21 protein-coding genes are annotated in these 25662 nt (G+C 65.5%); 13 read left to right on the top strand and 8 right to left on the bottom strand.

All coding sequences use genetic code 11. From position 1 onward, the window contains the following. Positions 1-43: 43 nt before the first annotated feature. Positions 44-265 carry an acetyl-CoA carboxylase biotin carboxyl carrier protein subunit gene (locus BRAS3843_RS12090; RefSeq protein WP_008969172.1) on the bottom strand — a complete coding sequence of 74 codons (222 nt, stop codon included), beginning with the start codon at positions 263-265 and terminating at the stop codon, positions 44-46. A 149-nt stretch (positions 266-414) separates the two neighbouring features. On the opposite strand from BRAS3843_RS12090, the gene BRAS3843_RS12085 reads away from it, so the two are divergent. Next, entirely contained in the window at positions 415-1404 is a 990-nt protein-coding gene (locus BRAS3843_RS12085; RefSeq protein WP_008969171.1) for a helix-turn-helix domain-containing protein, read from the top strand. Continuing rightward, on the top strand, positions 1334-2893 hold the full coding sequence (locus tag BRAS3843_RS12080; protein WP_008969170.1) for a carboxyl transferase domain-containing protein: 1560 nt from the start codon (positions 1334-1336) through the stop codon (positions 2891-2893). Before BRAS3843_RS12085 ends, BRAS3843_RS12080 begins: the two co-directional genes overlap by 71 nt. 66 nt (positions 2894-2959) lie before the next feature. On the opposite strand, the gene BRAS3843_RS12075 is transcribed toward BRAS3843_RS12080, so the two are convergent. The 3 genes from BRAS3843_RS12075 to BRAS3843_RS12065 all read right to left on the bottom strand — a co-directional run bounded on the left by BRAS3843_RS12075 (position 2960) and on the right by BRAS3843_RS12065 (position 6588). Next, positions 2960-4249, bottom strand: coding sequence for an MFS transporter (locus BRAS3843_RS12075; RefSeq protein WP_008969169.1), 1290 nt, complete (start codon positions 4247-4249; stop codon positions 2960-2962). 99 nt (positions 4250-4348) lie between these two features. Next, complete coding sequence (locus tag BRAS3843_RS12070) at positions 4349-5545, bottom strand: acetyl-CoA C-acyltransferase (RefSeq protein ID WP_008969168.1); 1197 nt, start codon at positions 5543-5545, stop codon at positions 4349-4351. Positions 5546-5817: 272 nt separating this feature from the next. Further along, a complete protein-coding gene (locus tag BRAS3843_RS12065; protein ID WP_008969167.1) occupies positions 5818-6588 on the bottom strand; it encodes an enoyl-CoA hydratase in 771 nt (256 codons plus the stop codon). 164 nt (positions 6589-6752) lie between these two features. Between BRAS3843_RS12065 and BRAS3843_RS12060 the strand changes: the two genes are divergently transcribed. The 9 genes from BRAS3843_RS12060 (at position 6753) to BRAS3843_RS12020 (ending at position 17107) form a co-directional block, all read left to right on the top strand. Continuing rightward, positions 6753-7412, top strand: a complete 660-nt coding sequence (locus BRAS3843_RS12060) for a TetR/AcrR family transcriptional regulator (protein ID WP_008969166.1) — start codon at positions 6753-6755, stop codon at positions 7410-7412. 178 nt (positions 7413-7590) lie between these two features. Next, complete coding sequence (locus BRAS3843_RS12055) at positions 7591-9087, top strand: CoA-acylating methylmalonate-semialdehyde dehydrogenase (protein ID WP_008969165.1); 1497 nt, start codon at positions 7591-7593, stop codon at positions 9085-9087. 202 nt (positions 9088-9289) lie between these two features. Then, entirely contained in the window at positions 9290-10435 is a 1146-nt protein-coding gene (locus tag BRAS3843_RS12050) for an isobutyryl-CoA dehydrogenase (protein ID WP_008969164.1), read from the top strand. Next, positions 10432-11511, top strand: coding sequence for an enoyl-CoA hydratase/isomerase family protein (locus BRAS3843_RS12045; RefSeq protein ID WP_008969163.1), 1080 nt, complete (start codon positions 10432-10434; stop codon positions 11509-11511). Before BRAS3843_RS12050 ends, BRAS3843_RS12045 begins: the two co-directional genes overlap by 4 nt. 28 nt (positions 11512-11539) lie before the next feature. Further along, positions 11540-12430, top strand: coding sequence for a 3-hydroxyisobutyrate dehydrogenase (gene mmsB / locus BRAS3843_RS12040; protein WP_008969162.1), 891 nt, complete (start codon positions 11540-11542; stop codon positions 12428-12430). After that, on the top strand, positions 12430-14157 hold the full coding sequence (locus tag BRAS3843_RS12035; protein WP_008969161.1) for an AMP-binding protein: 1728 nt from the start codon (positions 12430-12432) through the stop codon (positions 14155-14157). The genes mmsB and BRAS3843_RS12035 overlap by 1 nt, the downstream gene beginning before the upstream one ends. 16 nt (positions 14158-14173) lie before the next feature. Beyond that, entirely contained in the window at positions 14174-14650 is a 477-nt protein-coding gene (locus tag BRAS3843_RS12030; protein ID WP_008969160.1) for a MaoC/PaaZ C-terminal domain-containing protein, read from the top strand. 154 nt (positions 14651-14804) lie between these two features. Next, positions 14805-15722, top strand: coding sequence for an SDR family NAD(P)-dependent oxidoreductase (locus BRAS3843_RS12025; RefSeq protein ID WP_008969159.1), 918 nt, complete (start codon positions 14805-14807; stop codon positions 15720-15722). 155 nt (positions 15723-15877) lie between these two features. Next, entirely contained in the window at positions 15878-17107 is a 1230-nt protein-coding gene (locus tag BRAS3843_RS12020; protein WP_139024844.1) for a TIGR03862 family flavoprotein, read from the top strand. Between the two features lie 146 nt (positions 17108-17253). Here the strand turns inward: BRAS3843_RS12020 and BRAS3843_RS12015 are convergent, their stop codons facing one another. The 3 genes from BRAS3843_RS12015 to BRAS3843_RS12005 all read right to left on the bottom strand — a co-directional run bounded on the left by BRAS3843_RS12015 (position 17254) and on the right by BRAS3843_RS12005 (position 20791). After that, positions 17254-18333 (bottom strand): D-TA family PLP-dependent enzyme, encoded by a 1080-nt coding sequence (locus BRAS3843_RS12015; protein ID WP_008969157.1) that lies wholly within the window; start codon positions 18331-18333, stop codon positions 17254-17256. Positions 18334-18481: 148 nt separating this feature from the next. After that, positions 18482-20302, bottom strand: a complete 1821-nt coding sequence (locus BRAS3843_RS12010; RefSeq protein WP_008969156.1) for an ATP-binding cassette domain-containing protein — start codon at positions 20300-20302, stop codon at positions 18482-18484. A gap of 6 nt (positions 20303-20308) precedes the next feature. Then, positions 20309-20791, bottom strand: coding sequence for a YaiI/YqxD family protein (locus BRAS3843_RS12005; protein WP_008969155.1), 483 nt, complete (start codon positions 20789-20791; stop codon positions 20309-20311). 207 nt (positions 20792-20998) lie between these two features. Between BRAS3843_RS12005 and BRAS3843_RS12000 the strand changes: the two genes are divergently transcribed. Further along, positions 20999-21799, top strand: a complete 801-nt coding sequence (locus BRAS3843_RS12000; protein ID WP_008969154.1) for a hypothetical protein — start codon at positions 20999-21001, stop codon at positions 21797-21799. Positions 21800-22002: 203 nt separating this feature from the next. Here BRAS3843_RS12000 and BRAS3843_RS11995 read toward each other — a convergent pair whose 3' ends face one another. Continuing rightward, positions 22003-24378, bottom strand: a complete 2376-nt coding sequence (locus tag BRAS3843_RS11995) for a xanthine dehydrogenase family protein molybdopterin-binding subunit (protein ID WP_008969153.1) — start codon at positions 24376-24378, stop codon at positions 22003-22005. A gap of 222 nt (positions 24379-24600) precedes the next feature. On the opposite strand from BRAS3843_RS11995, the gene BRAS3843_RS11990 reads away from it, so the two are divergent. Next, a partial coding sequence (locus BRAS3843_RS11990; protein WP_035981516.1) for a Ppx/GppA phosphatase family protein occupies positions 24601-25662 on the top strand: 1062 nt, incomplete at its 3' end.

Below are 25662 nucleotides of genomic sequence, written 5' to 3'. Positions count from 1 at the left end.
CAGACGTGGTCAAATCTTGCCGCTGCATGCCGATGGGCCGATGTCAGGTCGCGATGATCGCGACCACCTGGCCCTCGGCAACGACGTCGTCGATCTTGATCAGCAGCGATATCAGCTTGCCCGCGGCCGGCGAGGGCACCGGGATCTCCATCTTCATGGCCTCGACCACCACGATCTCGTCGCCGCTGCCAATTCTACTACCAATTTCCGCGGGCACCGCGCACACGCGGCCCGCGACGTCAGTGACCACCTTGATCTCCGGCATCCCGCTCCCTCACGACCAACGTCTTGTGCCAACACGCTGAAACTCATCTGTTTTCGTGCACGGCTTGTTGTTGTCGCTGCAAAGTGCCTGATGTAGCTTGTTCTGCAAGCGGAATATTATTCCGCAAAATGGAATAGAGCAGGAAGCGCATGGGACGACGCTCGGAGCGGCTGAGCAGGGTGGGGATGCTCCCCGGAGACCTTGCTGGCGAGGGTGATGTTATTCAGGTGGTTTCGCGAGCCTTTGACGTGCTCCGCTGTTTTGAGGGGCACGAGTCGCGGCTCGGCAATTTGGAAATTTCGAACCGTTGCGGCCTGCCGCGCTCGACCGTGTCGCGGCTGACGCACACGCTCACGCGGATGGGGCAGCTGGTTTATCTGCCCCGCGATCAGAAATACCGCATCGGTCCGAGTGCGGTCGCGATGAGCACGTCGATGACGCGCGGCCTGCAGCTGCGGCATCTGATCCGACAGCGGCTGCAGGATCTCGCCGAACAACTGCCCGGCACGATCGGCTTCGTGATCCCCGACCAGTTCCATCTGGTCTATCTGGAATTCGGTCGCTCCGAGAACGCGGTCGGCCTGCAAGAGACGACCGGCAGCCGGATCTCGATGGCGAGCACCGCCGCCGGCCACGCCTATGTGGCCGCGCTCGAGCCCGAGATGGGCGATGCGCTGCTGGCCGAGATGGAGCGGGAGATGCCGGAAGCCGCAAAGCTGTTGCGGCCGCGGCTCGCGCACAACAGGCAGTTCTTGAAGGAGCGCGGCTACGTCGTAGCCTGCGGCCTGTGGAGCCCGCACATCAACGGGCTGGCGCTGCCGCTGTGGTCGCCGCAATACCAGACCTATGTCGTGCTGACGATCGGGCTGTTGGCCGCGATGTATGACGAGACGCGGCTGCACGAGGAGGTCGCACGCCCGATGCTCGAGCTCGGCCGCACCATCGGCGCCCTGCTGCAGGGTGCGGAGACGGACGTGTTCAACAATCGCATGGAGAGAAAGCCGCTTCCGGTGACCGCCAAGAGCAATCATAAGAACAACAATAAAATGACCATGACGGAGGAAGTGGATGAGTTGGCAGCCCGAGCTCGACGAACTGGCCCGGCGCGAAGCCTTCGCGCGGGAGATGGGCGGGGCTGACAAGGTCCAACGGCAGCGCGACCAGGGCCGGCTCACGGTCCGCGAACGCATCGACGGGCTGATCGATACGGGCAGCTTTCACGAGGTCGGCGCCATCGCCGGCCTCGGCGAATATGACGAACGAGGCGAGCTGAAACAGCTGACGCCCGCGAACTGCGTGTTCGGCCGTGGCCGCATCGACGGACGCACCGTGGTCGTGGTCGGCGACGATTTCACCGTGCGCGGCGGCTCTGCCGACGCCTCGATCGCCGCCAAGCCGATCATGGCGGAAGAGATGGCGCACGACTTCCGCCTGCCGATCATCCGCATCATCGAGGGCTCGGGCGGCGGCGGCTCGGTGAAGACGATCGAGACCAAGGGCGCGGCCAATCTGCCCGGCGGTATCGGCGGCAATCGCTGGTACCGCCTGACGACGGAGAACCTGTCCTGCGTGCCGGTGGTCGCGCTCGGGCTGGGATCTGTTGCAGGCCTCGGAGCGGCGCGGCTCGCCGCCAGCCATTATTCGATCATGACCAGATCGTCGGCGATGTTCGTGGCCGGCCCGCCGGTGGTCAAACGCCTCGGTCAGGATCTCGGCAAGCAGGAGCTCGGCGGCGCCGACATCCAGACCCGGGCCGGCGCGGTCGACCATGCCGTCGATACCGAGCAGGAGGCTTTCGCCTGCGCGCGGCGTTTCCTGTCCTATCTGCCGTCCTCGGTCCATGAGCTGCCGCCGACGGTGCCGTGCCACGATGATCCGCAGCGCGCCGAGGAGGTGCTGATCAACGCGGTGCCGCGCAACCGTCGCCAGGTCTACAAGATGCGACCGATCATCGAGGCCGTCGTCGACAACGGCTCGTTCTTCGAGGTGGCGCAGAATTTCGGCCGCCCGATCATCGTTGGCCTGGCGCGGCTCGAGGGGCGCGCGGTGATGGTGCTGGCGAGCGACCCGTTCCATTATGGCGGGTCGTGGACTGCGGATGCCTGTCAGAAGGTGATCCGCTGGGTCGATTTCGCCGAGACTTTCCATCTGCCCATCGTCTATCTGATGGACTGCCCGGGCTTCATGATCGGGCTCGAGGCGGAGAAGGCGGCGACCATCCGCCACGGCGTGCGCGCGATGGCCGCCGTCAATCAGTCGACGGTGCCCTGGTGCACGGTGATCGTGCGCAACTCCTTCGGCGTCGCCGGCGTCGTGCATCAGCCCGCCGATCGCTTCTCGATCCGCTATGCATGGCCGTCGGCCTATTGGGGGTCGCTGCCGCTCGAGGGCGGCATCGAGGCCGCCTATCGCGCCGAGATCGACGCCGCGGCTGATCCGGCCGCGAAGCTGAAGGAGATCGAAGAGCGCCTCAACAAGCTGCGCTCGCCGTTCCGCACGGCCGAAAAGTTCTGGGTCGAGGAGATCATCGATCCCCGCAAGACCCGCGCGCTGCTCTGCGAGTTCGCGCGCCTCGCCGAGCCGTTACGAACCCCGGGCCCGCCGACCGCGATGACGACGCGGCCGTAAAGGCGAATAGGGAAGGGATTGGCGAATGGCGGATCGTCTCCGCCATTCGCTGCTCGCCTTCTTCGTTCAGGCGGCGGCAAGCACCGGTTTGGCCTGCCGCGCGATCGCAAGCGCCAGGAGCGCAGCGAGGATGCAGAGCGCGCCGGCGATGAAGAAGGCCGGCAGATAGCTTTGCAGCAGCGTGCGCGACAGGCCGGCGCCGAAGGCGGCGCTGCCGGCGCCGAGCTGGTGTCCGGCGAAGATCCAGCCGAACACGAGATTCGCCCGTTCGGTGCCGAAGCGTTGCGCCGTCAGGCGGACGGTCGGCGGCACCGTCGCGATCCAGTCGAGGCCGTAGAACATCGCAAACACCGACAGGCCATAGAACGAGAAGTCGCTGAAGGGCAGGAACACCAGCGACAGACCGCGCAGGCCGTAATACCAGAACAGCAGCCAGCGATTGTCGTAGCGGTCCGACAGCCAGCCGGACACGATGGTGCCGAAGAAATCGAAGATGCCCATGGCGGCCAAAAGGCTCGCCGCCTGCACCTGCGGAATGCCGAAGTCGAGGCACATCGGGATCAGATGCACCTGGACAAGGCCGTTGGTCGAGGCGCCGCAGATGAAGAAGGTCGCAAACAGGATCCAGAACACCGTCGAGCGGGAGACGTCACGCAAGGTGCCGAGTGCGGCTGCGAGAATCGGCGCTGTAACCGGCGGCGGCGGGGCGATCGGCTCGGTGCTCTTGTCACCGAACGGCCGCAGGCCGAGGTCGCTCGGCCGGTCCCGCATCAGCAGCATTACCGCCGTCGCGGAGACGCAGAGCATGACGCAGACGAGCCCGAGTGACATCCGCCAGCCGAGGTGGTCAGTGAGGCTCGCGAGCAGTGGCAGAAAGACCAGTTGCCCGGTCGCGACACTCGCGGTCATGACGCCGACCACGAGCCCTCGCCGGGCCACAAACCAGCGTGTCGCGATCGTCGCCCCGAGCACCAGCGCGGTCATGCCGGTGCCGATCCCGATCACGACGCCCCAGAGAGCGATGAGGTGCCAGACCTTGGTCATGGCCAGCGAGGCGAGCAGCGCCGACACCACGGTCAGTTGGGCGGTGAGCGCCACGTTGCGCAAACCGTAGCGGTTCAATAGCGCGGCGGCGAACGGCGCCATCAGCCCGAACAGGATGAAGCGGATCGACAGCGCGGAGGAGATCTCCGCCGTGCTCCAGCCGAACTCCTGCTGCAGCGGCACGATGAAGACGCCGGGCGCGCCCACGGTGCCGGCCGAGACCAGTGCGGCGAAGAAGGTGACGGCCACCATCACCCAGCCGTAGTGGATGTTGCGGCGGGACAGCGCGGCCGCGAGCCAGTTCGAAATCATGTCGCCTCGGATTAATGATGTGAGGGTTTGCCGGCCCATTTTGGGGGGAAGTTCGCGTGGCCGAAATGGCGAACTTCCCTCATTTTGGGACAAGAAGATTTATCGGGCGATCCGCTCCACCGCGATCGCGGTGGCTTCGCCCCCGCCGATGCAGAGCGCCGCGACGCCCCGCTTCAAATTCTGCGCCTCCATCGCATGCAGCAGGGTCACGATCAGACGTGCGCCGGTGGCGCCGATCGGATGGCCGAGCGCGCAGGCGCCGCCATTGACGTTCAGCCGCTCGCGCGGAATGCCGAGGTCACGCTGCGCCGCCATCGCGACCACGGCAAAGGCCTCGTTGATCTCGAACAGGTCGACATCGCCGACGCTCCAACCGACCTTGTCCAGGAGCTTGCGGATCGCCGGGATCGGGGCGGTGGTGAACCACTGTGGCTCCTGGCTGTGGGTGGCATGGCCCCTGATCTCCGCAAGCACCGGCAGGCCGTCGCGGTCGGCGCGCGAGCGCTTCGTCAGCACCAGGGCAGCGGCGCCGTCGGCGTTGGCAGAGGAGGCGGCCGGCGTGATGGTCCCGTTGGCGCGGAAGGCGGGTTTCAGGCCTGGAATCTTGGCCGGATCGACCTTCAGCGGATGTTCGTCATTGGCAATGTCCCGCGGGCCTGATTTCTCCTGCACGCGGATCGGCGCGATCTCGGCCTTGAAGGCGCCGCCCTCGACGGCGCGGCGCGCGCGCGTCAACGTCTCGATCGCGTAGGCATCCTGGTCGGCACGGGTGAACTGATAGGCCTCCGCCGTCGCCTCGCCGAAATCGCCCATCGAGCGGCCGGTCTCGTAGGCGTCCTCGAGCCCGTCGAGCATCATGTGGTCGAGGATACGGTCATGGCCGGCGCGATAGCCGCCGCGCGCCTTCGCCAGCAGGTAGGGCGCATTGGTCATGCTCTCCATGCCGCCGGAGACGACGGTCTCGGCCGAGCCGGCCTGGATGATGTCGTGCGCCAGCATGGTCGCCTTCATGCCGGAGCCGCAGACCTTGTTGACCGTGGTCGCACCGGTGGCATCGGGCAGGCCCGCGCCGCGCGCGGCCTGCCGGGCAGGCGCCTGACCCTGGCCGGCCGGCAGCACATTGCCCATGAACACCTCGTCGACCTTGTCGGGCGCGAGGGTGGCGCGCTCCAGCGCCGCCCTGATGACATGGGCGCCGAGCTTGTTGGCGCTGAACGACGACAACTCGCCCATGAAGCGGCCGAGCGGCGTGCGCGCGGCGGAGACGATGACGACGGGATCAGGAAGGGTGACCATGGCATGTTCCCTTGTTTTCTATAATATTACACGCATCATATAATGCGCTGCAAAAGGTTTCAATGGACATGCGGGCCTAAACTTGCCGCGAGATGGACGGTGGATACCGCGACCTCTGTCGTCATCATCCGCGAAAGCGGATGATCCAGTAAACACCAGCGATTACTGAATGCTCCGCTTGCGCGGGCCCTGACGAGCCGCTCGACCTCGGCCTGTCCGCAGCGACCATCCTTCCGACAAGAGGGCGAGACCTTCTTGGAGAAAGTTGCGGATTACCGCTTCCGGTCGATGAAGGCCTGCATCAGCCGCTTCGGCTCATCGGTCAGGAACGAGCGCCCGAACGCGCCGATCGACACCGCGACAGACTCCTTCAGCGGCAGCTCTTCCCATTGCCGCAGCAGCGCCTTCTGGGCGCGCAGTGCCGCGGGTCCGCAGGCGAGCAGTGCTTCCACGGTCTGTTCGACCGCGGCATCCAGCCCGCCTTCCGGGGCCACGGCATCGATCAGGCCCCAGTCAAGCGCGGTCGGCGCATCGATGGTCTCCGCCGTCAGCAGCAGCCGACGGGCGCGGCCCCAGCCGATCAGCCGCGGCAGGAGTGCGGCGTGGATGACCGAGGGAATGCCGACCCGGACCTCCGGCATGCTGAACTTCGCGTTGTGCGACGCAACGCGGAGATCGCACGCGGCTGCGACTTCCAGTCCGCCGCCGAGGCACCAGCCGGGTATCCGGGCAACTACGGGCGCGGGGAATACGCGCACCGCTTCGCATAATCCTGCAAGGCGGGTGATGAACGTTTCTGCGGATGTCTGATCGAGGCCGGCCATTTCCTTGATGTCGGCGCCGCCGATCAGGCTCTTCTCGCTTTCGCCGCAAAGCACGAGCACGCGGATGCTTGAATCGGCCGCCAGCGTCTCCAGCCCGGCGCGGACGGCGTCGATCGCGGCGGAGCCCAGGATATTCAGGGCGCCCGCCTTGCAGATCGTGAGTCGGACCACGCCGCGGTCGTCGCGGCTGACGCCGCAATGGGAATTGAGCATGTCCATGGCTGTTCCCGTCATCCAATGGTAATCCGCACATCGCAATTCGACGACTGATCGCGCGGTTGTCAACGATCTTGAGCTAGATCAAACACAAATTCATCAAATAGGTGCAGCTATCACGCCGCGGAGCTGCTATTATATGATTGGGAACATTTCATAGGACGGCCATGCGCTATTCTCCGGAACATAAGGCAGAGACCCACGACCGTATCGTCCGCAAGGCTTCGGTTCGGTTGCGCGAGAAGGGGGCGCATGGCGTCGGGGTCGCTGACCTGATGAAGGAGGCCGGCCTGACCCATGGCGGGTTCTATGCGCATTTCGACTCGCGCGAGTCGCTGGTCATCGAAGCCTTCAACTATGCGCTCGACCGCTCGATGGCGCGTTGGCAGAAGGACTTGCCCGAGGTCGCGCCGGAGAAGCGGGTTGCGGCGATTGTGGACCGCTATCTGAGCCCCCAGCATCGCGATGACGCTGGCCATGGCTGTGCGGTTCCGGCACTCGGGGCTGAAATCGCCCGCGAAGGTCCCAAGGCCCGCAAGGCCTTTGCGGCCAAGCTCGACAAGATGGTGGAGCTGTTTGCAGACCAGATTCCGGACGTGCCGCGCAAGACGGCGCGCAAGCGGGCTTCGGGCATGTTGGCGACCCTGATCGGAACGGTGGTGATGGCGCGCATCGCCGGCAGCGGCGAGTTCTCCGAGGAGATCATGAGCGCCGGGCGCGATGCGGCCCTGGCGAGCGGGACCGGGGGCAAGGATACCCAAGCCGCGACCAAACCCGCCGCAAGGAAGCGCCCGGCGGGCAAGACCGCGGCTCCGCGAAAGCGCTGACGCACCCGGTCACTCGGCCGCCACGGCCTTTGCGGCGGCTCATTGGTGCGGCTGGTCCGCCGCACCGCAGGGGCGGCATTTTCGCAGCGCCGGCCAGCGGCTAAGCCCTTCCCAAAACTGCCAAAGACTGCAAGATGCCGGCCCAACCGGCACGGCTCATTTTGTGGAGGAAAAGCCCATGCGTTCGATCGGTCATTTCATTGGCGGCCGCGAGGTCAAGGGCGGGTCCGGACGCACTGCGGACGTCTTCGAGCCGATGACCGGCGAGGTGCAGGCCAAGGTGGCGCTGGCCTCCCGCGCCGAGGTGCGCGCGGCGGTGGAAAATGCCAAGGCCGCACAGCCCGCCTGGGCCGCGACCAATCCGCAACGCCGCGCCCGCGTGATGATGAAATTCCTGGAGCTTGCCCAGCGCGACTACGACAAGCTCGCCGAGCTGCTCGCGCGCGAGCATGGCAAGACCGTTCCCGACGCCAAGGGCGACATCCAGCGCGGCCTGGAGGTGGTGGAATTCGCCTGCGGCATTCCACACCTGATGAAGGGTGAATATACCGAGGGCGCCGGCCCCGGCATCGACATCTATTCGATGCGCCAGCCGCTCGGTGTCGTTGCCGGCATTACGCCGTTCAATTTCCCGGCGATGATTCCGATGTGGAAGTTCGCCCCTGCCATCGCCTGCGGCAACGCTTTCATCCTCAAGCCGAGCGAGCGCGATCCCGGCGTGCCGATGATGCTTGCCGAGTTGATGATCGAGGCCGGCCTGCCGCCGGGCGTGCTCAATGTCGTCAATGGCGACAAGGAGGCGGTCGATGCGATCCTCGAAGATCCTGATATCAGGGCGGTCGGCTTCGTCGGCTCGTCGCCGATCGCGCAATACATCTATGAGCGGGCTGCCGCCCACGGCAAGCGCTGCCAGTGCTTCGGCGGCGCCAAGAACCACGCCATCGTGATGCCCGATGCCGACATGGACCAGGCGGTCGACGCGTTGATCGGCGCGGGCTACGGCTCGGCCGGCGAGCGCTGCATGGCGGTGTCGGTCGCGGTGCCCGTGGGCAAGACCACCGCCGACCGGCTGATGGAGAAGCTGATCCCGCGGGTGGAGTCCTTGAAGATCGGCACCTCGATCGATCCCTCCGCCGATTACGGCCCGCTGGTGACCAAAGAGGCGGTCGAGCGCGTCAAGAACTATGTCGAGATCGGCATCAAGGAAGGCGCGACGCTAGCGGTCGACGGTCGCGGCTTCAAGATGCAGGGCTATGAGAACGGCTTCTACATGGGCGGCTGTCTGTTCGACAACGTCACCAAGGACATGCGCATCTACAAGGAGGAGATCTTCGGCCCCGTGCTCTCGGTGGTGCGCGCCAAGGATTACGCCGAGGCGCTGGCGCTGCCGTCCGAGCACGATTACGGCAACGGCGTCGCGATCTTCACCCGCGACGGTGACGCCGCGCGCGATTTTGCCGCCAAGGTGAATGTCGGCATGGTCGGCATCAACGTGCCGATCCCGGTGCCGATCGCCTATTACACCTTTGGCGGCTGGAAGCGCTCCGGCTTCGGTGATCTCAACCAGCACGGCCCGGATTCGATCCGCTTCTACACCAAGACCAAGACCGTGACCTCGCGCTGGCCCTCGGGCGTCAAGGAAGGCGCGGAGTTCTCGATTCCGACCATGAAGTGACGAAGCCGCGTCTGCAATGACCTGCTCCGTCATTGCGAGCCCCGGGTCGGGCCTTCGGCTCGCCCGAGGGCAGGCTCAGCGAAGCAGTCCAGAAATGCCAATCCGGGAGTGATCTGGATTGCTTCGAAGCTATCGCTCCTCGCAATGACGGGAACGGCATAGGGCAGGGCTAACCAACAAAACAGGGAGATGCAGAGAACGAATGCAATTCGCTCTCAACGAGGATCAGGTCGCAGTTCGCGAGATGGCGCGAAGCTTTGCCGCGGAGAAGATCGCGCCGCATGCCTTGCGCTGGGACGAGGAGAAGCATTTCCCGATCGACGTGATGCGCGAAGCCGCACACCTCGGCATGGGCGGCATCTACATCCGCGACGATGTCGGCGGCTCCGGCTTGAGCCGCCTCGACGCGGCGCTGATTTTCGAGGCGCTGGCCACGGGGTGCCCGACCGTGTCGGCCTTCATCTCGATCCACAACATGGCGTCGTGGATGATCGACACCTTCGGCACCGAGGCGCAGCGGCAAGCCTACCTGCCAAGACTCTGCACCATGGAGCTGATCGCAAGCTACTGTCTGACCGAGCCGGGCGCCGGCTCGGATGCAGCGGCGCTGCGCACCCGCGCGGTGCGCGACGGCGACGATTACATCCTCAATGGGCAGAAGCAGTTCATCTCCGGCGCGGGCGCGACCGGTCTCCTGGTCGCGATGGTGCGTACGGGCGGCGAGGGACCCGGCGGCATCTCGACGCTCGTGATCGACGCTGATACGCCGGGCGTCTCGTTCGGCGCCAATGAGCGCAAGATGGGCTGGAATGCACAGCCGACCCGCGCGGTGATCTTCGAGAATGCGCGCGTGCCTGTCATCAACCGGCTCGGCGAAGAAGGCATCGGCTTCAAGATCGCCATGGCCGGGCTCGACGGTGGTCGCCTCAACATTGCCGCGTGTTCGCTCGGTGGCGCGCAGAGCGCACTCGACAAGACGCTGGCCTACACCAGGGAGCGCAAAGCGTTCGGCAAGCGGCTCGATGAATTCCAGGCGCTGCAGTTCCGCATTGCCGACATGGCGATCGAGCTCGAGGCGGCCCGGACCTTCGTCTGGCGCGCCGCCGCCGCGCTCGACCGCAAGGATCCCGACGCCACCATGCTGTGCGCGATGGCCAAGCGCTTCGGCACCGATGTCGGTTTCGAGGTCGCCAACCAGGCGCTGCAATTGCACGGCGGCTACGGCTATTTGAGCGAATACGGCATCGAGAAGATCGTGCGTGATCTGCGCGTGCATCAGATCCTGGAAGGGACCAACGAGATCATGCGACTGATCGTATCACGCAAATTGATCGAGGGGACCAGGTGAGCGAGGTGGGGACGGAAGGCGATCTGATCGTTCGCCGCGAGGGCTCGGCGGGCGTCATCCGGCTCAACCGGCCGAAGGCGATCAACGCGATGACCTTGGAGATGTCACTCGGCATCGATGCCGCGCTCGACCAGTTCGAGGCCGATCCGGCCGTCGCGGTGATCATTCTCGAAGGCGCCGGTGAGCGCGGGCTTTGCGCCGGCGGCGATATCCGCGGGCTCTATGAAAGCTCCAAGGCGGGCGGCGATCTCGGCAAGCGGTTCTGGCGCCAGGAATACGTCATGAACGCGCGCATCGCGTCGTTTCCAAAGCCCTATGTGGCCTACATGGATGGCCTGGTGATGGGCGGCGGTGTCGGGCTGTCGGCGCATGGCCGCCATCGCATCGTGACTGAAAAAACCAAGCTGGCGATGCCCGAAGTCGGCCTTGGCTTTTTCCCCGATGTCGGCGGCACCTGGCTGTTGTCGCACGCGCCCGGCGAGCTCGGTAGCTATTTCGGCCTGACCGGCCAGACCATGAACGGCCCTGATGCGATCCATGCCCGCTTTGCCGATGCCCTGGTGCCGACCGAAAAATGGCCGGCCTTGCGCGAGGTGCTGACGAAGCTTCGACCCGGTACGCTATCGAGTGAGGTGGAGCGGCTGATCGAGGGCTTCTCTACCGGTGAAAACGCCGGCCCGGTCGCGGCGCTGCAGGACAGGATCGACCGCTGGTTCGGGCACGACAGCATGCACGACGTCGTGGCGGCGCTTGAACAGGACGGCTCGGAGCTCGCGCTGTCCACCTTGAAGGCCCTGCGCGAAAAGTCCCCGCGCGGCATGGTGGTGACGTTGAAGCTCCTTCGGCTGGCACGCAACGCAAGCTCGCTGCAGGACTGTCTGGTGCGTGAATATCGCGCGGCGTTGGAGGTGTTTCGCAGCGACGATTTCCGCGAGGGCGTGCGTGCCGCGATCATCGACAAGGACCGCAACCCGCGCTGGTCGCCACCGGAGATCGACGCCGTGACGCCGGAGATGCTGGCGCCATATCTGGCAGAGATCGGCGCCGACGAGCTCATAGTCCCGCAAGGCAAATAAGACTGACATCCGAGGGGAGGAAACAACAATGGCAACGATCGCATTCATCGGCCTCGGCAATATGGGCGGACCGATGGCCGCCAACCTGGTGAAGGCAGGCTACAAGGTGGTCGCCTCCGATCTGGTCGAGGCTTCGCGCGCGCAGGCCAAGAGCGCGGGCGCTGACATCGCCGAGAGCGCGGCAGCGGCCGCGAGGGGCGCCGAGGTCGTGGTCACCATGCTGCCGGCCGGCAAGCATGTGCTGGCGGTGTGGAATGATGTCGTGCCGGTCATGACCAAGGGCGCGCTGATCATCGATTCGTCCACCATCGATGTGGAGAGCGCGCGAACAGCGCATGCGCTCGCCGTCAAGCACGGCATCGCCTCGATCGATGCGCCGGTGTCCGGCGGCACTGGCGGCGCCAAGGCCGCAACGCTCACCTTCATGTGCGGCGGCGAGGACGGCGCATTTGCCAAGGCCAGGCCGATCCTGGAAAACATGGGCAAGAAGATCGTCCATTGCGGCGGTGCCGGCGCCGGCCAGGCGGCCAAGATCTGCAACAACATGATCCTGGGCATTTCCATGATTGCGGTCAGCGAGGCCTTTGCGCTGGGCGAAAAGCTCGGCCTGTCGCATCAGGCGCTGTTCGATGTTGCGTCGACCTCATCCGGCCAGTGCTGGTCGCTCACCAGCTATTGCCCGGTGCCCGGTCCTGTGCCGGCCTCGCCAGCCAATAACGACTATAGGCCGGGCTTTGCCACCGCGCTGATGCTGAAAGACCTGACCCTGTCGCAGGACGCGGCGAAGGCCTCGGGCGCGGCGACCCCGCTTGGCCAACACGCCCAGGAGATCTACAAGGCGTTCGACGCCGCCGGGAATAGCGGAGTCGACTTTTCGGGGATCATTCAGCACGTCCGAAGCCTGACTGGGAAGAGCTGATGACGACATTCAAGGACGCGCGCGCCTTCCTGCTCGCGCACCGCACCGACTACGATGCCGCGGTGAAGGGATTCTGCTGGCCGGACCCGGTCCCGTTCAACTGGGCGCTGGACTGGTTCGATGCCGAGCTGGCGCGTGATCCTGAGAGCCGCGATCGCATTGCGCTGTGGATCGTGGATGCTGCACTTGATCGACAGACAAAGCTCTCCTTCGCCGCGCTGTCGCGCCGCTCCAACCAGGTCGCCAATTTCCTGCGCGCGCAGGGGCTGAAGGGCGGCGATCATCTGCTGCTGCTGCTGGGCAATGTGGTGCCGCTGTGGGAGACCATGCTGGCCGCGATGAAGCTCGGCGTCATCGTGATCCCCGCGACCACGTTGTTGACCACGGATGAGCTCAAGGATCGGCTAGAGCGCGGCCGCGCCAAAGCGGTGGTGGCCGCGCAGGACCAGGTCGCGAAATTTACCGCGCTCGGCGCCGACGATCTCGTCCGCATCGTGGTCGGCGATGGCGCCGCGCCGGACGGCTGGCTGTCGTTTGCGCAAGCGGCCGATGCAGCGGAGGACTTTGCGCCGGATGCTCCGACGCAGGCGGACGATCCGATGCTGCTCTATTTCACCTCCGGTACCACGGCCAAACCGAAGCTGGTGCGGCACAGCCATCGCAGCTATCCGGTCGGGCATCTCTCGACCATGTACTGGCTCGGTCTGCAGCCCGGCGACATCCATCTCAACATCTCCTCGCCGGGCTGGGCGAAGCACGCCTGGAGCTGCTTCTTCGCGCCTTGGAATGCCGGCGCCACCATCTTCGTCGTCAACCAGCCGCGCTTCGATGCCAAGGCGCTGCTCGCCACCGTCGGCCGCTGCGGCGTCACCACGCTGTGTGCGCCGCCGACGGTGTGGCGGCTGTTCATCCAGGAGCATCTCTCCGACTTCAAGGTGTCGTTGCGCGAGGCCTGCGGCGCCGGCGAGCCGCTCAACCCGGAAGTGATCGACCAGGTGCGCGCCGCCTGGGGGCTCACGATCCGTGACGGCTACGGCCAGACCGAGACGGCCGCGATCGTCGGCAATTCGCCGGGGCAGGCCGTGAAGATCGGCTCGATGGGCCGGCCCTTGCCGGGCTATCGTATCGAGGTCTGTGACATCGACGGCAACCCCGCCAAGGAAGGCGAGATCACGCTCGCGCTCGGCGCCGAGCGCCCGGCCGGATTGATGCAGGGCTATCAGACCGAGGACGGCACGCTCTCCGGCACTGACGGCCTGCGTTACCGCACCGGCGACGTCGTGTTTCAGGACGAGGACGGCTATCTCACCTTCGTCGGGCGCTCCGATGACGTGTTCAAGTCCTCAGACTATCGCATCTCGCCGTTCGAGCTGGAGAGCATCCTGTTGGAGCATGACGCGGTTGCGGAGGCCGCCGTCGTGCCGAGCCCGGATCCGATCCGGCTCGCGATCCCCAAGGCCTATGTGCTGCTCACATCAGGCGCCGAGCGCTCGCGCGCGACCGCGCTGTCGATCTTCGAACATCTGCAGGCGCGGCTTGCGCCGTTCAAGCGCATCCGCCGCATCGAGCTCGTGACGGAGCTGCCGAAGACGATCTCAGGAAAAATTCGTCGCGTGCAGCTGCGCCGGCTCGAACACGACGACAATCGCACCGACGCCTTGCGCGGGGTGGAATTCCGCGAAGAGGATTTTCCCGAGCTGAAGGCACGGCCGGCGGGGCATGAGTGATAGGAAGCAGAAACGAATGAATCAAATCTGGAAGAAGCCGCCGATTTCACTCGAGTCGTATCAAGCCCTTGTCGGGCAGGAGATCGGGGTATCGTCGTGGCATGTGCTCGATCAGAAACGCATTGATACCTATGCTGACGTGATCGAGGATCATCAGTTCATCCATGTCGATCCTGAGAAGGCGAAAGCGACACCCTTCGGCACCACCATTGCCCATGGGTTTCTGACGATGTCGCTGCTCAGCGTCATGTCCTATGAAGTGATGCCCGCGATCGAGGGCACGGCCATGGGCGTCAACTACGGCTTCGACAAGCTGCGCTTCATCTCGCCGGTGAAGTCCGGCAAGCGCGTGCGCGGGCGCTTCGTGCTTGCCGAAGCCACGCTGCGCAAGCCAAAGGAATTGCAGTCGCGCACCAACGTCACGGTCGAGATCGAGGGCGAGGATAAGCCCGCTTTGGTCGCCGACTGGATCGGGCTGATCTATCTGAGCTAACCCGCCACCCTCGTCATTGCCGGGCTTGACCCGGCAATCCATCACTGATGAAAGGCTGATCAGTTTTCTGATGGATGCCCGGGGGATTTCGGACGAAGACGCGCTTCGCGCTTTTGCCCGGGCATGACGAGCTAACAACGATAGGAAAATAAACATGGCAATCAGATTTGACGGACGTGTCGCCATCGTCACCGGCGCGGGCAATGGCCTGGGGCGCGCGCATGCGCTGGGGCTTGCCAGCCGCGGCGCCAAGGTCGTGGTCAACGATTTCGGCGGCGCCCGCGATGGCTCCGGCGGTTCGCTTACGCCCGCTGAAACGGTCGTCGAGGAGATCCGCAAGGCCGGCGGCACCGCGATGGCCGATGGCGCCGACGTCTCCAATTTCGAGCAGGTCACTGCGATGGTCGAGCGCGCGACCAAGGAGTGGGGCAGTGTCGATCTGCTGTGCGCCAATGCCGGCATCCTGCGCGACAAGTCGTTCGGCAAGATGGAGCTGGCCGATTTCGCCAAGGTGCTCGACGTGCATCTGGTCGGCACCTTCCACTGCTGCAAGGCGGTGTGGGCCGGCATGCGCGACCGCAATTATGGCCGCATCGTCGTGACGACCTCGTCCTCCGGCCTCTACGGCAATTTCGGCCAGGCCAATTACGGTGCGGCGAAGGCCGGCATCGTCGGCCTGATGAACGTGCTGGCGGACGAAGGCCGCAAGAACAACATTCGCGTCAACACGATCTCGCCGACGGCTGCGACCCGCATGACCGAAGAGCTGTTGCCGCCGCAGGCGCTGCAACTGATGAAGCCGGAGGCGATCACGCCGGCGGTGGAATATCTGTTGAGCGAGGACGCGCCGACCAAGACCATCATGGGCGCAGGCGCCGGCTCGTTTGCCGTGATCAGGATCCTCGAAACCGAAGGCATCAATCTGCCCCCATCGGAATGGACGCCGGACGCGATCGCAGCGAACTTCGCCGAGATCAGCGACATGTCGACCGCCAAGGCCCTGCAGGGCGCCTTCGAGCAGACGCAGAAATATGTCGCCCAGGCTGCCGCAAGGGCGGGGATTAAGTTGTAGTTCTCGGTGTCCGCCATGAACTCGTTCGTCATGGCCGGGCTTGACCCGGCCATCCACGTCTTTGGCACCGCATGCTTGGTGGTGCGTGGATGCCCGGGTCAAGCCCGGGCATGACGAGCTGTTGTTTCGCGACCGGCGCGGCTTAAATTCGCGCGATGTCCTCAATGCCAAACCACATCGCCATCATCGGCGCCGGCCCCGCCGGGCTGATGGCGGCCGAGGTGCTCGCCGAAGGCGGGGCCGCCGTCACCGTGTATGACGCGATGCCGTCGCCGGCGCGCAAATTCCTGATGGCCGGGCGCGGCGGGCTCAATCTCACCCATAGCGAGGAGCTGCCGGCGTTCCTGTCGCGCTATCGCGAGGCGGCGCCATTTCTCGAAGCCGCGGTCCGCGTGTTTCCGCCAGAGCGCCTGCGCGCATGGTGCGAGACGCTCGGCGAAAAGACATTCGTCGGCTCCTCGGGTCGGGTCTTCCCCGAAAGCTTCAAGGCGTCACCCTTGCTAAGGGCTTGGCTGCGGCGTCTCGCGGCGCAGGGCGTGCGATTGGAGCTGCGGCACCGCTGGACTGGCTGGGACGAGCAGCGCCGATTGCAATTCGAAACACCGACCGGTTCGCGCGTGGTCGCAGCCGATGCCATTGTGCTGGCGCTCGGCGGCGCGAGCTGGCCGCGGCTCGGCTCGGATGGGGCGTGGACGTCCATCCTTGCGGCCAGAGGTGTTGCGATCGCGCCGCTCCGGCCTGCCAATTGCGGCTTCAGCGTCGGCTGGTCGGACCTCTTCCGCGAGCGCTTCGAGGGACAGCCGCTGAAGAGCATCGCGTTGAGCTTCAGCGGCCGGAGCGTACGCGGTGAAGCCATCATCACCCGCCACGGCATCGAGGGCGGTGCGATCTACGCGCTCTCTGCTGAGCTGCGCGAGGCTATCGCGTCGGCGGGAGCGGCGACATTGCTGATCGCTCTTCGACCTGACCTCGGAACGCAGGAGTTAATTGCGCGGCTCAAGGCGCCGCGAGGCAAACAGTCTTTCTCCAATTTCCTGCGCAAGGCGCTGCAGCTCTCGCCCGTCGCGATCGGTTTGGTGCAGGAGGCGGGCAAGGCCGCCGGCCTGTCTCCATCATCTCTGCCGCCGGAGCAACTCGCCGCGCTGATCAACGGCTTGCCGCTGAAGCTCAACGGCACGGCCGGACTCGCGCGCGCGATCTCGACCGCCGGCGGTATCGCGCGTGATGAGCTCGATGCCGATTACATGATCAAGCGTCTGCCCGGCGTGTTCGCCTGCGGCGAGATGCTGGACTGGGAAGCGCCGACCGGCGGCTATCTGCTGCAGGCGTCATTTGCGACAGGTGTGGCGGCGGGAGGAGGCGTGTTGAGGTGGGTGCAACGGTAGCCACAAATGCGGTGTCATTCCGGGGCGTGACGAAGTCGCAGGCCCGGAATCCATAACCACGATCGGGAGTATGGATTCCGGACCTGCGCTTTCGGCGCATCCCGGAATGATCGGGAGTATGGATTGACGGCCGGGAAACTAGAACCCTATCGAAGCTTCCCCCGCGCCGCGACCGGCAGGGTGCCCAGGATCTCCTCGCCGCGGACCATCACCACTTCGTCCATCATGTTGACGACGACGCAGACATGGTTGGGCACGATGCGCACGACGTCGCCGACGTTCGGCCGGGTGTTGCTGCGGGATAGGTCGAGGAAACCGTGCTCCTCGGCAAAGCGCGCGATCTTCGCCTCCGGATGCTCCAGGATCAGGCCGTGCCCGTCGAGCCCGCCGGTGTCGGTGGTCAGCGTCTTGGAGCCGGCATCGAGAATGCCGCGCTCGGGAGCGGCGCGGCTCACCACAGTCGAGTAGATGTGAAGCGCGCAATCGTCCCAGCTCGCCACGCCGGCGGCGACCTGCATGCGGTCGTTGTAGATGTAGGTGCCGGGACGATGCTCGGTGGCGCCGTTCAGCTTGCCGAGGTTCTTCAGGTTCGGCGAACCGCCGGTCGAAACGATCGATGCATCGAGCCCTTCAGTACGCACGCCGGCCAGCGCCGCGTCGTAGAACTTCTGCGCGTCCTCCCAGCCGGTCTCGGTCGGATACAGCATGAAGCCGGCGAAGCGCAGGCCTTCGGACGCGGCGATCTGCTTGGCCAGCGCAATGGCTTCTGCCGGCGTCTCGACACCGGCGCGCTTGCGCCCCGTATCGCATTCGACCACGACCGAAAGCGTGCGGCCTGATTGCTTCGCGGCCTGCGGCAGGCCGGCGATCACCGTCGGATTGTCGGCGGCGACCGTCATGTCGGCCTTGGCCTGGAGCGCGGCGAGCCGGCCCATCTTCTCCTCGCCGATCAGGTTGTAGCTGATCAGGATGTTGTCGATGCCGGCGTCCGCCATGATCTCGGCCTCGCCGATCTTCTGGCAGGTGATGCCCTTGGCGCCGGCTGCGATCTGCAGCTTGGCGAGGACGGGGCTCTTGTGGGTCTTGATGTGCGGCCGGTTGGCGACACCGCTCGCCTCGCACAGCGCCTGCACGCGCGCGATGTTGCGCTCGACTTTGTCCATGTCGATGACGGCGCAAGGCGTGCCGTATTCACGGGCGATCTTGGCGGCGAGTGGGGTGGTCATGGGCATCCCTCAAAACGATCTGTTTCCACCGTTAGTTGTGGTGCGCGGATTGATCCGCGCTGACGGCGCACCCTCTCCCCTTGTGGGAGAGGGGGTACCGATTGCTCGGCCACGGCTGCGGCATCTTTGGCAGCTTCATATCGACGCCTCACGCCTGTTCGATCTCCTCGCGCAGCATCTCCAGCTCGAGCCAGCGGTCTTCGGCGGCGGTGAGCTCGGCCTGCGCTGTGGCGACCGCGACCGAGGCGGCCTCGAATCTCTTGCGGTCCTTGGCGTAGAGCTCGGGATCGGCCAGAACCTGCTGCTGCTTTGCGATCTCGGCCTGCAGCTTTGCGATCGTCTTCGGCAGCGTTTCCAGCGCGTGCTTCTCGTTGAAGGACAGCTTGCGCTTCGGCGCGCCGGATGGCGCAGCCGCAGTGGCGGGCTTGGCTTCCTTCTTCTCGTCCGTCGCCGGCGTCTTCGGCGCCTCGCGCTTCAGATCGGCGCCGCGTTGCGCCAGCATGTCGCTATAGCCGCCGGCATATTCGAGCCATCGGCCGTTGCCCTCCGGCACGATCACGGAGGTGACGACGCGATCGAGGAAATCACGGTCGTGGCTGATCAGGATCACCGTGCCATCGTAGTCGCCGAGCATGTCCTCGAGCACGTCGAGCGTCTCGAGATCGAGATCGTTGGTCGGCTCGTCCAGCACCAGCAGGTTGGATGGTTTGGCCAGCGCGCGGGCCAGCATCAGCCGGCCGCGCTCGCCGCCGGAGAGCACCTCCAGCGGCGTGCCCCGCTGCTCGTCGGCAAACAGAAAGTCCTTCATGTAGCCGACCACATGCTTGGGCTTGCCGCCGACCATCACGTGATCGCCGCGGCCGCCGGTCAATGCCTCCGCGAGTGTCGATTTCGGATCGAGGCTTTCGCGATGCTGGTCTAGGGTGGCCATTTCGAGATCGACGCCAAGCCGTACGCTGCCGCCGTCCGGCTCGTCGCCGCCGGTGAGGAGATTGACCAGCGTGGTCTTGCCGGCGCCGTTGGGGCCGATGATGCCGATGCGGTCGCCGCGCTGAATGCGGATGGAGAAATTGTCGACGATCTTGCGCTCGCCATAGGTCTTGCTGACGCCCCTGGCCTCGATCACGAGCTTGCCGGATTTGTCGGCCTCGGCTGCCGCGAGATTGGCGGCACCCGCGGTGCCGCGATAGTCGCGGCGCTGCTGACGCAGCGCATGCAGGTTGGCGAGCCGCTTGACGTTGCGCTTGCGCCGGCCGGAGACGCCGTAGCGCAGCCAGTGTTCCTCGTTGACGATTTTGCGGTCGAGCTTGTGCTGCTCGCGCTCCTCCTCGGCCAGCACCTCGTCGCGCCAGGCCTCGAAGGCGGCAAAGCCGCGGTCGATCTGCTTGATCTGGCCGCGGTCGAGCCAGGCGGTCGCGCGCGACAAATTGGTGAGGAAGCGGCGATCGTGGCTGATCAGGACCAGCGCGCAGCGGCGGCCGTCGAGTTCGTTCTCGAGCCATTCGATGGTCGGCAGGTCGAGATGGTTGGTCGGCTCGTCCAGCAGAAGAATATCGGGCGAGGGCGCCAGCACGCGGGCGATCGCCGCGCGCCGCGCTTCGCCGCCGGACAGATGCACCGGATCTTCCTCGCCGGTCAGGCCGAGCTGCTCGACCAGATAGCGCGCCTGATAGGGATCGTCGCCGGGGCCGAGGCCCGCCTCGACATAGGCGAGCGTGGTGGCATGGCCGGAGAAATCCGGCTCCTGCGGCAGATAGCGGACCGTGGCGCCCGGTTGGACAAAACGGGTGCCGCTATCGGCCTCGACCAGGCCGGCAGCGATCTTCAGGAGCGTCGATTTGCCGGAGCCGTTGCGGCCGATCAGGCAGACGCGCTCGCCGGGCGAGACCGAGAGCTCGACGCCCGACAGCAACGGCGTGCCGCCGAAGGTGAGCTTGATGTCTTTGAGTTGGATCAGCGGTGGCGCCATGGTCGATTAACTCTGCTGCTGCGCGATCTCTGCGCGCTGGCGCTGCAGGCGGCGGATGGTCTGATCGAGCGTCGATAGGAACGCCGACCGGTCGCGCGGCGTGTAGGATTTCGGGCCGCCGGTCACTTCGCCCGATGACCGCAAATCGGTCATCAAATTGCGCACCGCCAGCGCCATGCCGATCGAGTCCTCGGTGAACGGCTTGCCGTTCGGCGCGATTACCTCGGCGCCCGCCTTCACGCAGCGGTCCGCCAGCGGGATGTCCCAGGTGATGACAATGTCGCCCCGGCCGGCCCGTTCCGCGATCCAGTTGTCGGCGGCATCCATCCCGGAACCCGCAGCGACGCGTTCGATGAGGGGATCCTGCGGCACCCGGATGAAATTGCCGGCGACCACGCTGACCGGCACGCCATGCCGGACGGCGACCCGATAGATCTCGTCCTTCACAGGGCAGGCGTCGGCGTCGACATAGATGCGGGTCGGGTTCAATTCGGCTGTCTTCCGGCGGTGTTACGGGCCGTTGTTGCGGGCCTCGGCTGGTTACCCCATTGCCGCTGAAATTGCGAGCCAAAGCAGCGGCTTCAAAGGGTGCCTTCAAAGCTTGTGTTCAAAGCCTGTCTTCAAAGCTTTTCTTGGCCGCCGCAGGTCCGGTCGCTACGATCGCCGGCAAGATCGCGTAAAGCAGGGAAAATGCCGATGGCGAGCCGGCTCAGGACCTATCGCGTCGAGGCCACTAACACCGCCAAGCAGTCCGAGAACAAGATGCACGACGATACGGTGGCACGGCGGTTCGGCTTCACCGGCGGATTGGTGCCGGGCGTCGAGGTGATCGCCTATATGATGCATCTGCCGGTGGCGCGATGGGGCCGGCCATTCCTGGAGCGCGGCCTGATTGAGGCGCGGTTCGTCAAACCGGTCTATGACGGCGAGATGGTCGAAGTCAGGGCCATAGAAGCCGAGGATAGGCTGACGCTCGAGGTCGAGAGCCGCGGCGAGCTCTGTGCCACCGGATCGGCGTCGCTGCCGTCAGCGGCGCAGCCGATTGCGCTCAACGATTACGAAGATGTCGGAGCAATCGCCGAGCGCAAGCCCGTCAGCGCGGAGTCGTTCGCGGTCGGAAGCCTTCTCGGCACGGCGCCGCGCGCCTGGCCCGGGCCAACCGCCGCAGCCTACCTTGCTGAGATCAGCGAGCGTGCTCCGATCTATGCCGACCATCGTCTCGGCCACCCCGGCATGCTGCAACGGGTGATGAACCGCCTCCTGGTCGACAACGTGATCCTGGGGCCATGGATTCATGTCGGCAGTCGCATGCAGTTGCTCTCGGCTTTTTCGGAAGGTGATGAGTTCACGGCGCGCGCGAGAGTGGTCGCCAATTACGAGAAGAAGGGCCACCGCTTCGTCGAACTCGATGCGCTCGTGGTTGCGAACGGGACAACGCCGCTCGCGCATTGCCATCACGTCGCGATCTATGAGCCGAGGGAGCAGGCGATGGCTTAGACGTGGAAGAGACACCGCTTCGAAAAAGGTACGCGGTCGCCTCACACACCATTGTCATGTCCCGCGCAGGCGGGGCATCCAGTACGCCGCGACCCCTCGGCTGAAGCACTGCCGTCTCTGGAATACTGGATCGTCCGCCTTCGCGGACGATGACAGTTGAGAATTGAAGCGAGCGCCAAGTACCCGAGTCCGCCACGGCGCGCTTACGCCGCCTTGTTCGCCTTGCCGTCCTGGATCGCGCGCCAGACCTTCTCCGCGGTCAAGGGCATGTCGAGGTGCTTGACGCCATACTCCGACAGCGCGTCGATCACGGCGTTGACCACGGTCGAGAGCGAGCCGGCGCAGCCGGCTTCGCCGCAGCCCTTGGTGCCCAAGGGATTGGTCTTGGCTGGCACCGGGTGATCGCCCACCGTCATGCTCGGGATGTCGGAGGCGCGGGGCAGGGCATAGTCCATCAGCGATCCCGTAATCGGCTGGCCGCTCTCGTCGTAACGCACATGCTCCATCAGGGCCTGGCCGATGCCTTGCGCGACGCCGCCGTGAAGCTGGCCGGCGACGATCATCGGATTGACGACGGTGCCGAAGTCGTTGACGCCGGTATAGGCGACCACTTGCACCACACCGGTGTCCGGATCGACCTCGACCTCGGCGACATGGCACCCGTTCGGGAATGCCGATTCCGTGCCGTTGGTGGCGTGGTCGACATCGAGCGAGGCCGGCACGCCCTCGGGCATCTTGCCCTCGCGCATCCGCTGCGCCAGCTCCATGATGTCGATAGCGCGGTCGGTGCCGGCGATGGTGAAGCGGCCATCGCCGAATTCGATGTCGGCCTCGGACGCCTCGAGCAGATGCGCCGCCGCCTGCTTGCCCTTGGCGATCACGAGCTGCGAGGCCTCGACGATCGCCTGGCCGGTCGCGGTGATCGAGCGCGAGCCGCCGGTGCCGTTGCCGAAGCGGACGAGGTCGCTATCGCTCTGCTCCAGCCGGACCTTCTCGAAGGGAACGCCGAGCTGGGCCGACAGCACCTGGGCGAACGGCGTGGCGTGGCCCTGGCCGTAATCCAGCGTGCCGGTGGTGAGCGTCACGCCGCCATCGGCATCGAAGGTGATCTTGCCGAGTTCTCCTGAGGGCGGTGCGGTGACCTCGAGATAGGAGCCGACGGCGACGCCGCGCAGCTTGCCGTTCCTGCGGCTCTCGCGCTTGCGCTTGTTGTAATTGTCGAAGTCGGACAGCTCCAACGCCTTCTGGAACACCGCGGCGAAATCGCCGGAATCATACGTCACGCCCGACGCCGCCGGGAACGGCATCTGGTTCGGCTTGATGAAATTGCGCTTGCGCATGGTCAGCCGGTCGATGCCCATCTCGTCGGCGGCGCTGTCGATCAGCCGCTCCATGAAATAGTTCGCCTCGGGCCGGCCGGCGCCGCGATAGGCGCCCATCAAGGTGATGTTGGTGAGCACGGTCTTGATGTCGACCGACAGCAGCGGCGTGCGATAGACGCTGGCCAGGTTCTTGCCGGTGTTGAGCGAAAGCGGGCTCGGCGCGACGCCCATGATGTAGGCGCCGAGATTGCCGTAGCCGGACAGCCGCACCGCCAGGAAATGGCCCTCGGCATCGAGCGCAAGCTCGCCATGGATGATCTGGTCGCGGCCGTGGCTGTCGGACAGGAAGCTGCCGGAGCGCTCGTCGCGCCATTTCACCGGGCGTCCCAGCTCCTTGGCCGCATGCAGGATGCAGACATATTCGGGGTAGCCGACGTTCTTCATGCCGAATGAGCCGCCGACATTGCCGGTCAGGATGCGCACCTTCTCCGGCGCGACGTTCAGGATCTTCGCCAGCATCGCCTTGTTGCCGGAAACGCCCTGCGTCGGCACCTGGAGCGTGTAGCGCTCGTTTCCCTTGTCGAAGGAGGCTAGCGCAACCCGTGGCTCCATCGGCACGACCGCGATGCGGGTGTTGAGAATGTCGAGCCGGGTCACATGGGCGGCCTTGGCAAAGGCCTCATCGATCTTGGCGGTGTCGCCATAATGATAGTCCAGCGCCACGTTGTTCGGGATGTGGTCGTAGAGCTGGGGCGCGCCGGGCTTGGTTGCTTCCTCGGCATTGGTGACCGCGGGGAGCGGCTCGATGTCGACCTCGACCGCTTCGGCGGCGTCGCGGGCCTGGTTCATGGTCTCGGCAACGACGAAGGCCACGGGATCGCCGACGAAGCGGACCTTGTCGGTCGGCAAGGCCATGCGATTGGTCTGCAGGATCGGGGTGCCGTCACGGTTTTTCAGCGGCAGGCCGCAGGTGAAGGGCCCGTAATTGGCGGCCGCAAGGTCGGCGCCGGTCCAGACCCCGAGCACACCAGGCATGGCCTTGGCAGCCGCGGTGTCGATCGCCTTGATCCGGCCGTGGGCATGGCTGGAGCGGACGATCCAGGCATAGGCCTGGCCGGGCAAGTTGACGTCATCGGTATATTTGCCCTGGCCCCGGACCAGCGTGTCATCCTCTTTGCGGCGCACCGGCTGGCCGACCCCGAATTTCTGCAGCGCCATGGCGTTTTCGAGGGCGGCCGGGGAGGTGAAATCTTGCATGGAATTGAACCCAAAAGGCTGGATGGTCGCGAAAATCGCGTGCTGTTCCCAGATAGTCTGCCCCTCCGCGCCCGACAACGCCCGATTAGGAATGGTTCGTCATGCCTCAAGGAAGGGCTCTCCGGGCGCGTCGGGACTGTTGCACAGGCGCTATGCACTGCTAATGTTTCAGGAAAGCGAAATTCCATGCCGGCGGCTTGCGCCGGCGGAAAGACAATTTGGATGATCAATGACACGCGGCTGCGAGAGAGCCTTGCACCGCGCGGGAACATCGAGCCTGGACTGCAACCGGGTCTGGACCCTGGGACGCCGTGTGCCGCCAATGGCAGCAGCGTCTACGCGGCTCTCGATCTCGGAACCAACAACTGTCGGCTCCTGATCGCCTGTCCCTCGGGCGAGAGTTTTCGCGTGGTGGACTCGTTCTCGCGCATCGTCCGGCTGGGCGAGGGCATCTCGACCACCGGCTGCATCAGCGAGGCGGCAATGGAACGCGCCATTGCCGCGCTCAGCATCTGCCGGGACAAGATCCAGTTCCGAAAGGCCAGGCGCCTGCGCCTGATCGCGACCGAAGCCTGCCGGGCGGCCTCGAATGCCCAGGGTTTTCGGGACCGGGTGGCGGCCGAGACCGGCATCCGGCTCGAGGTGATCGACCGCGAAACCGAGGCCGCGCTGGCGGTGAAAGGCTGCGCGCCGCTGCTCGACCCCCATGGGCACGGCGCGATCCTGTTCGATATCGGCGGCGGCTCCAGCGAATTGGTGCGGATCGAGCGCGACCCGGCGGACCGCCATGCGGAACCGCAGATCAAGGCCTGGATGTCGATCCCGCTCGGGGTGGTCACGCTTGCCGAACGGTTCGGCGGCCGTGACGTCACGCCCGAGATCTATGCCGCGATGGTCGAGACGGTGTCGGGGCATGTCGCACCCTTTGCGGCCGAGCACGGCGGCGATCTCGCCGGCATGCATCTGCTCGGCACGTCCGGCACCGTCACGACACTCGCAGGGATTCACCTCAATCTGATGCGCTATGATCGCAGGCGGGTGGACGGTATCTGGATCAACGATGCCGAGATCTCGGCCACCATCGCGCGGCTCTTGTCCATGAGCTATCGGGAGCGCGCGGACAATAATTGCATCAGTGTCGAGCGCGCCGACCTCGTGCTCGCCGGCTGCGCGATCCTGGACTCGATCCGCCAGGCGTTCCCGCTGCCGCGGCTGCGGGTCGCCGACCGCGGCCTGCGCGAAGGGATGCTGGTCGAGATGATGCGCGAGGACGGCGCGCTAAGG

Source organism: Bradyrhizobium sp. STM 3843 (genome assembly GCF_000239815.1).
GTDB lineage: Bacteria > Pseudomonadota > Alphaproteobacteria > Rhizobiales > Xanthobacteraceae > Bradyrhizobium.
The sequence above is the reverse complement of the archived record's forward strand: the minus strand, read 5'-3'. Positions and strand labels throughout refer to the sequence as shown.

Coding starts and splice junctions, on each gene's coding strand:
- BRAS3843_RS12010 (WP_008969156.1), bottom strand. CDS start 20,302: ATGGCGCCACCGCTGATCCAACTCAAAGACATCAAGCTCACCTTCGGC.
- mmsB (WP_008969162.1), top strand. CDS start 11,540: ATGGCAACGATCGCATTCATCGGCCTCGGCAATATGGGCGGACCGATG.
- BRAS3843_RS12050 (WP_008969164.1), top strand. CDS start 9,290: ATGCAATTCGCTCTCAACGAGGATCAGGTCGCAGTTCGCGAGATGGCG.
- BRAS3843_RS12020 (WP_139024844.1), top strand. CDS start 15,878: ATGTCCTCAATGCCAAACCACATCGCCATCATCGGCGCCGGCCCCGCC.
- BRAS3843_RS12080 (WP_008969170.1), top strand. CDS start 1,334: ATGAGTTGGCAGCCCGAGCTCGACGAACTGGCCCGGCGCGAAGCCTTC.
- BRAS3843_RS12075 (WP_008969169.1), bottom strand. CDS start 4,249: ATGATTTCGAACTGGCTCGCGGCCGCGCTGTCCCGCCGCAACATCCAC.
- BRAS3843_RS12070 (WP_008969168.1), bottom strand. CDS start 5,545: ATGGTCACCCTTCCTGATCCCGTCGTCATCGTCTCCGCCGCGCGCACG.
- BRAS3843_RS12085 (WP_008969171.1), top strand. CDS start 415: ATGGGACGACGCTCGGAGCGGCTGAGCAGGGTGGGGATGCTCCCCGGA.
- BRAS3843_RS12065 (WP_008969167.1), bottom strand. CDS start 6,588: ATGGACATGCTCAATTCCCATTGCGGCGTCAGCCGCGACGACCGCGGC.
- BRAS3843_RS12030 (WP_008969160.1), top strand. CDS start 14,174: ATGAATCAAATCTGGAAGAAGCCGCCGATTTCACTCGAGTCGTATCAA.
- BRAS3843_RS11995 (WP_008969153.1), bottom strand. CDS start 24,378: ATGCAAGATTTCACCTCCCCGGCCGCCCTCGAAAACGCCATGGCGCTG.
- BRAS3843_RS12035 (WP_008969161.1), top strand. CDS start 12,430: ATGACGACATTCAAGGACGCGCGCGCCTTCCTGCTCGCGCACCGCACC.
- BRAS3843_RS12015 (WP_008969157.1), bottom strand. CDS start 18,333: ATGACCACCCCACTCGCCGCCAAGATCGCCCGTGAATACGGCACGCCT.
- BRAS3843_RS12000 (WP_008969154.1), top strand. CDS start 20,999: ATGGCGAGCCGGCTCAGGACCTATCGCGTCGAGGCCACTAACACCGCC.
- BRAS3843_RS12090 (WP_008969172.1), bottom strand. CDS start 265: ATGCCGGAGATCAAGGTGGTCACTGACGTCGCGGGCCGCGTGTGCGCG.
- BRAS3843_RS12060 (WP_008969166.1), top strand. CDS start 6,753: ATGCGCTATTCTCCGGAACATAAGGCAGAGACCCACGACCGTATCGTC.
- BRAS3843_RS12025 (WP_008969159.1), top strand. CDS start 14,805: ATGGCAATCAGATTTGACGGACGTGTCGCCATCGTCACCGGCGCGGGC.
- BRAS3843_RS12055 (WP_008969165.1), top strand. CDS start 7,591: ATGCGTTCGATCGGTCATTTCATTGGCGGCCGCGAGGTCAAGGGCGGG.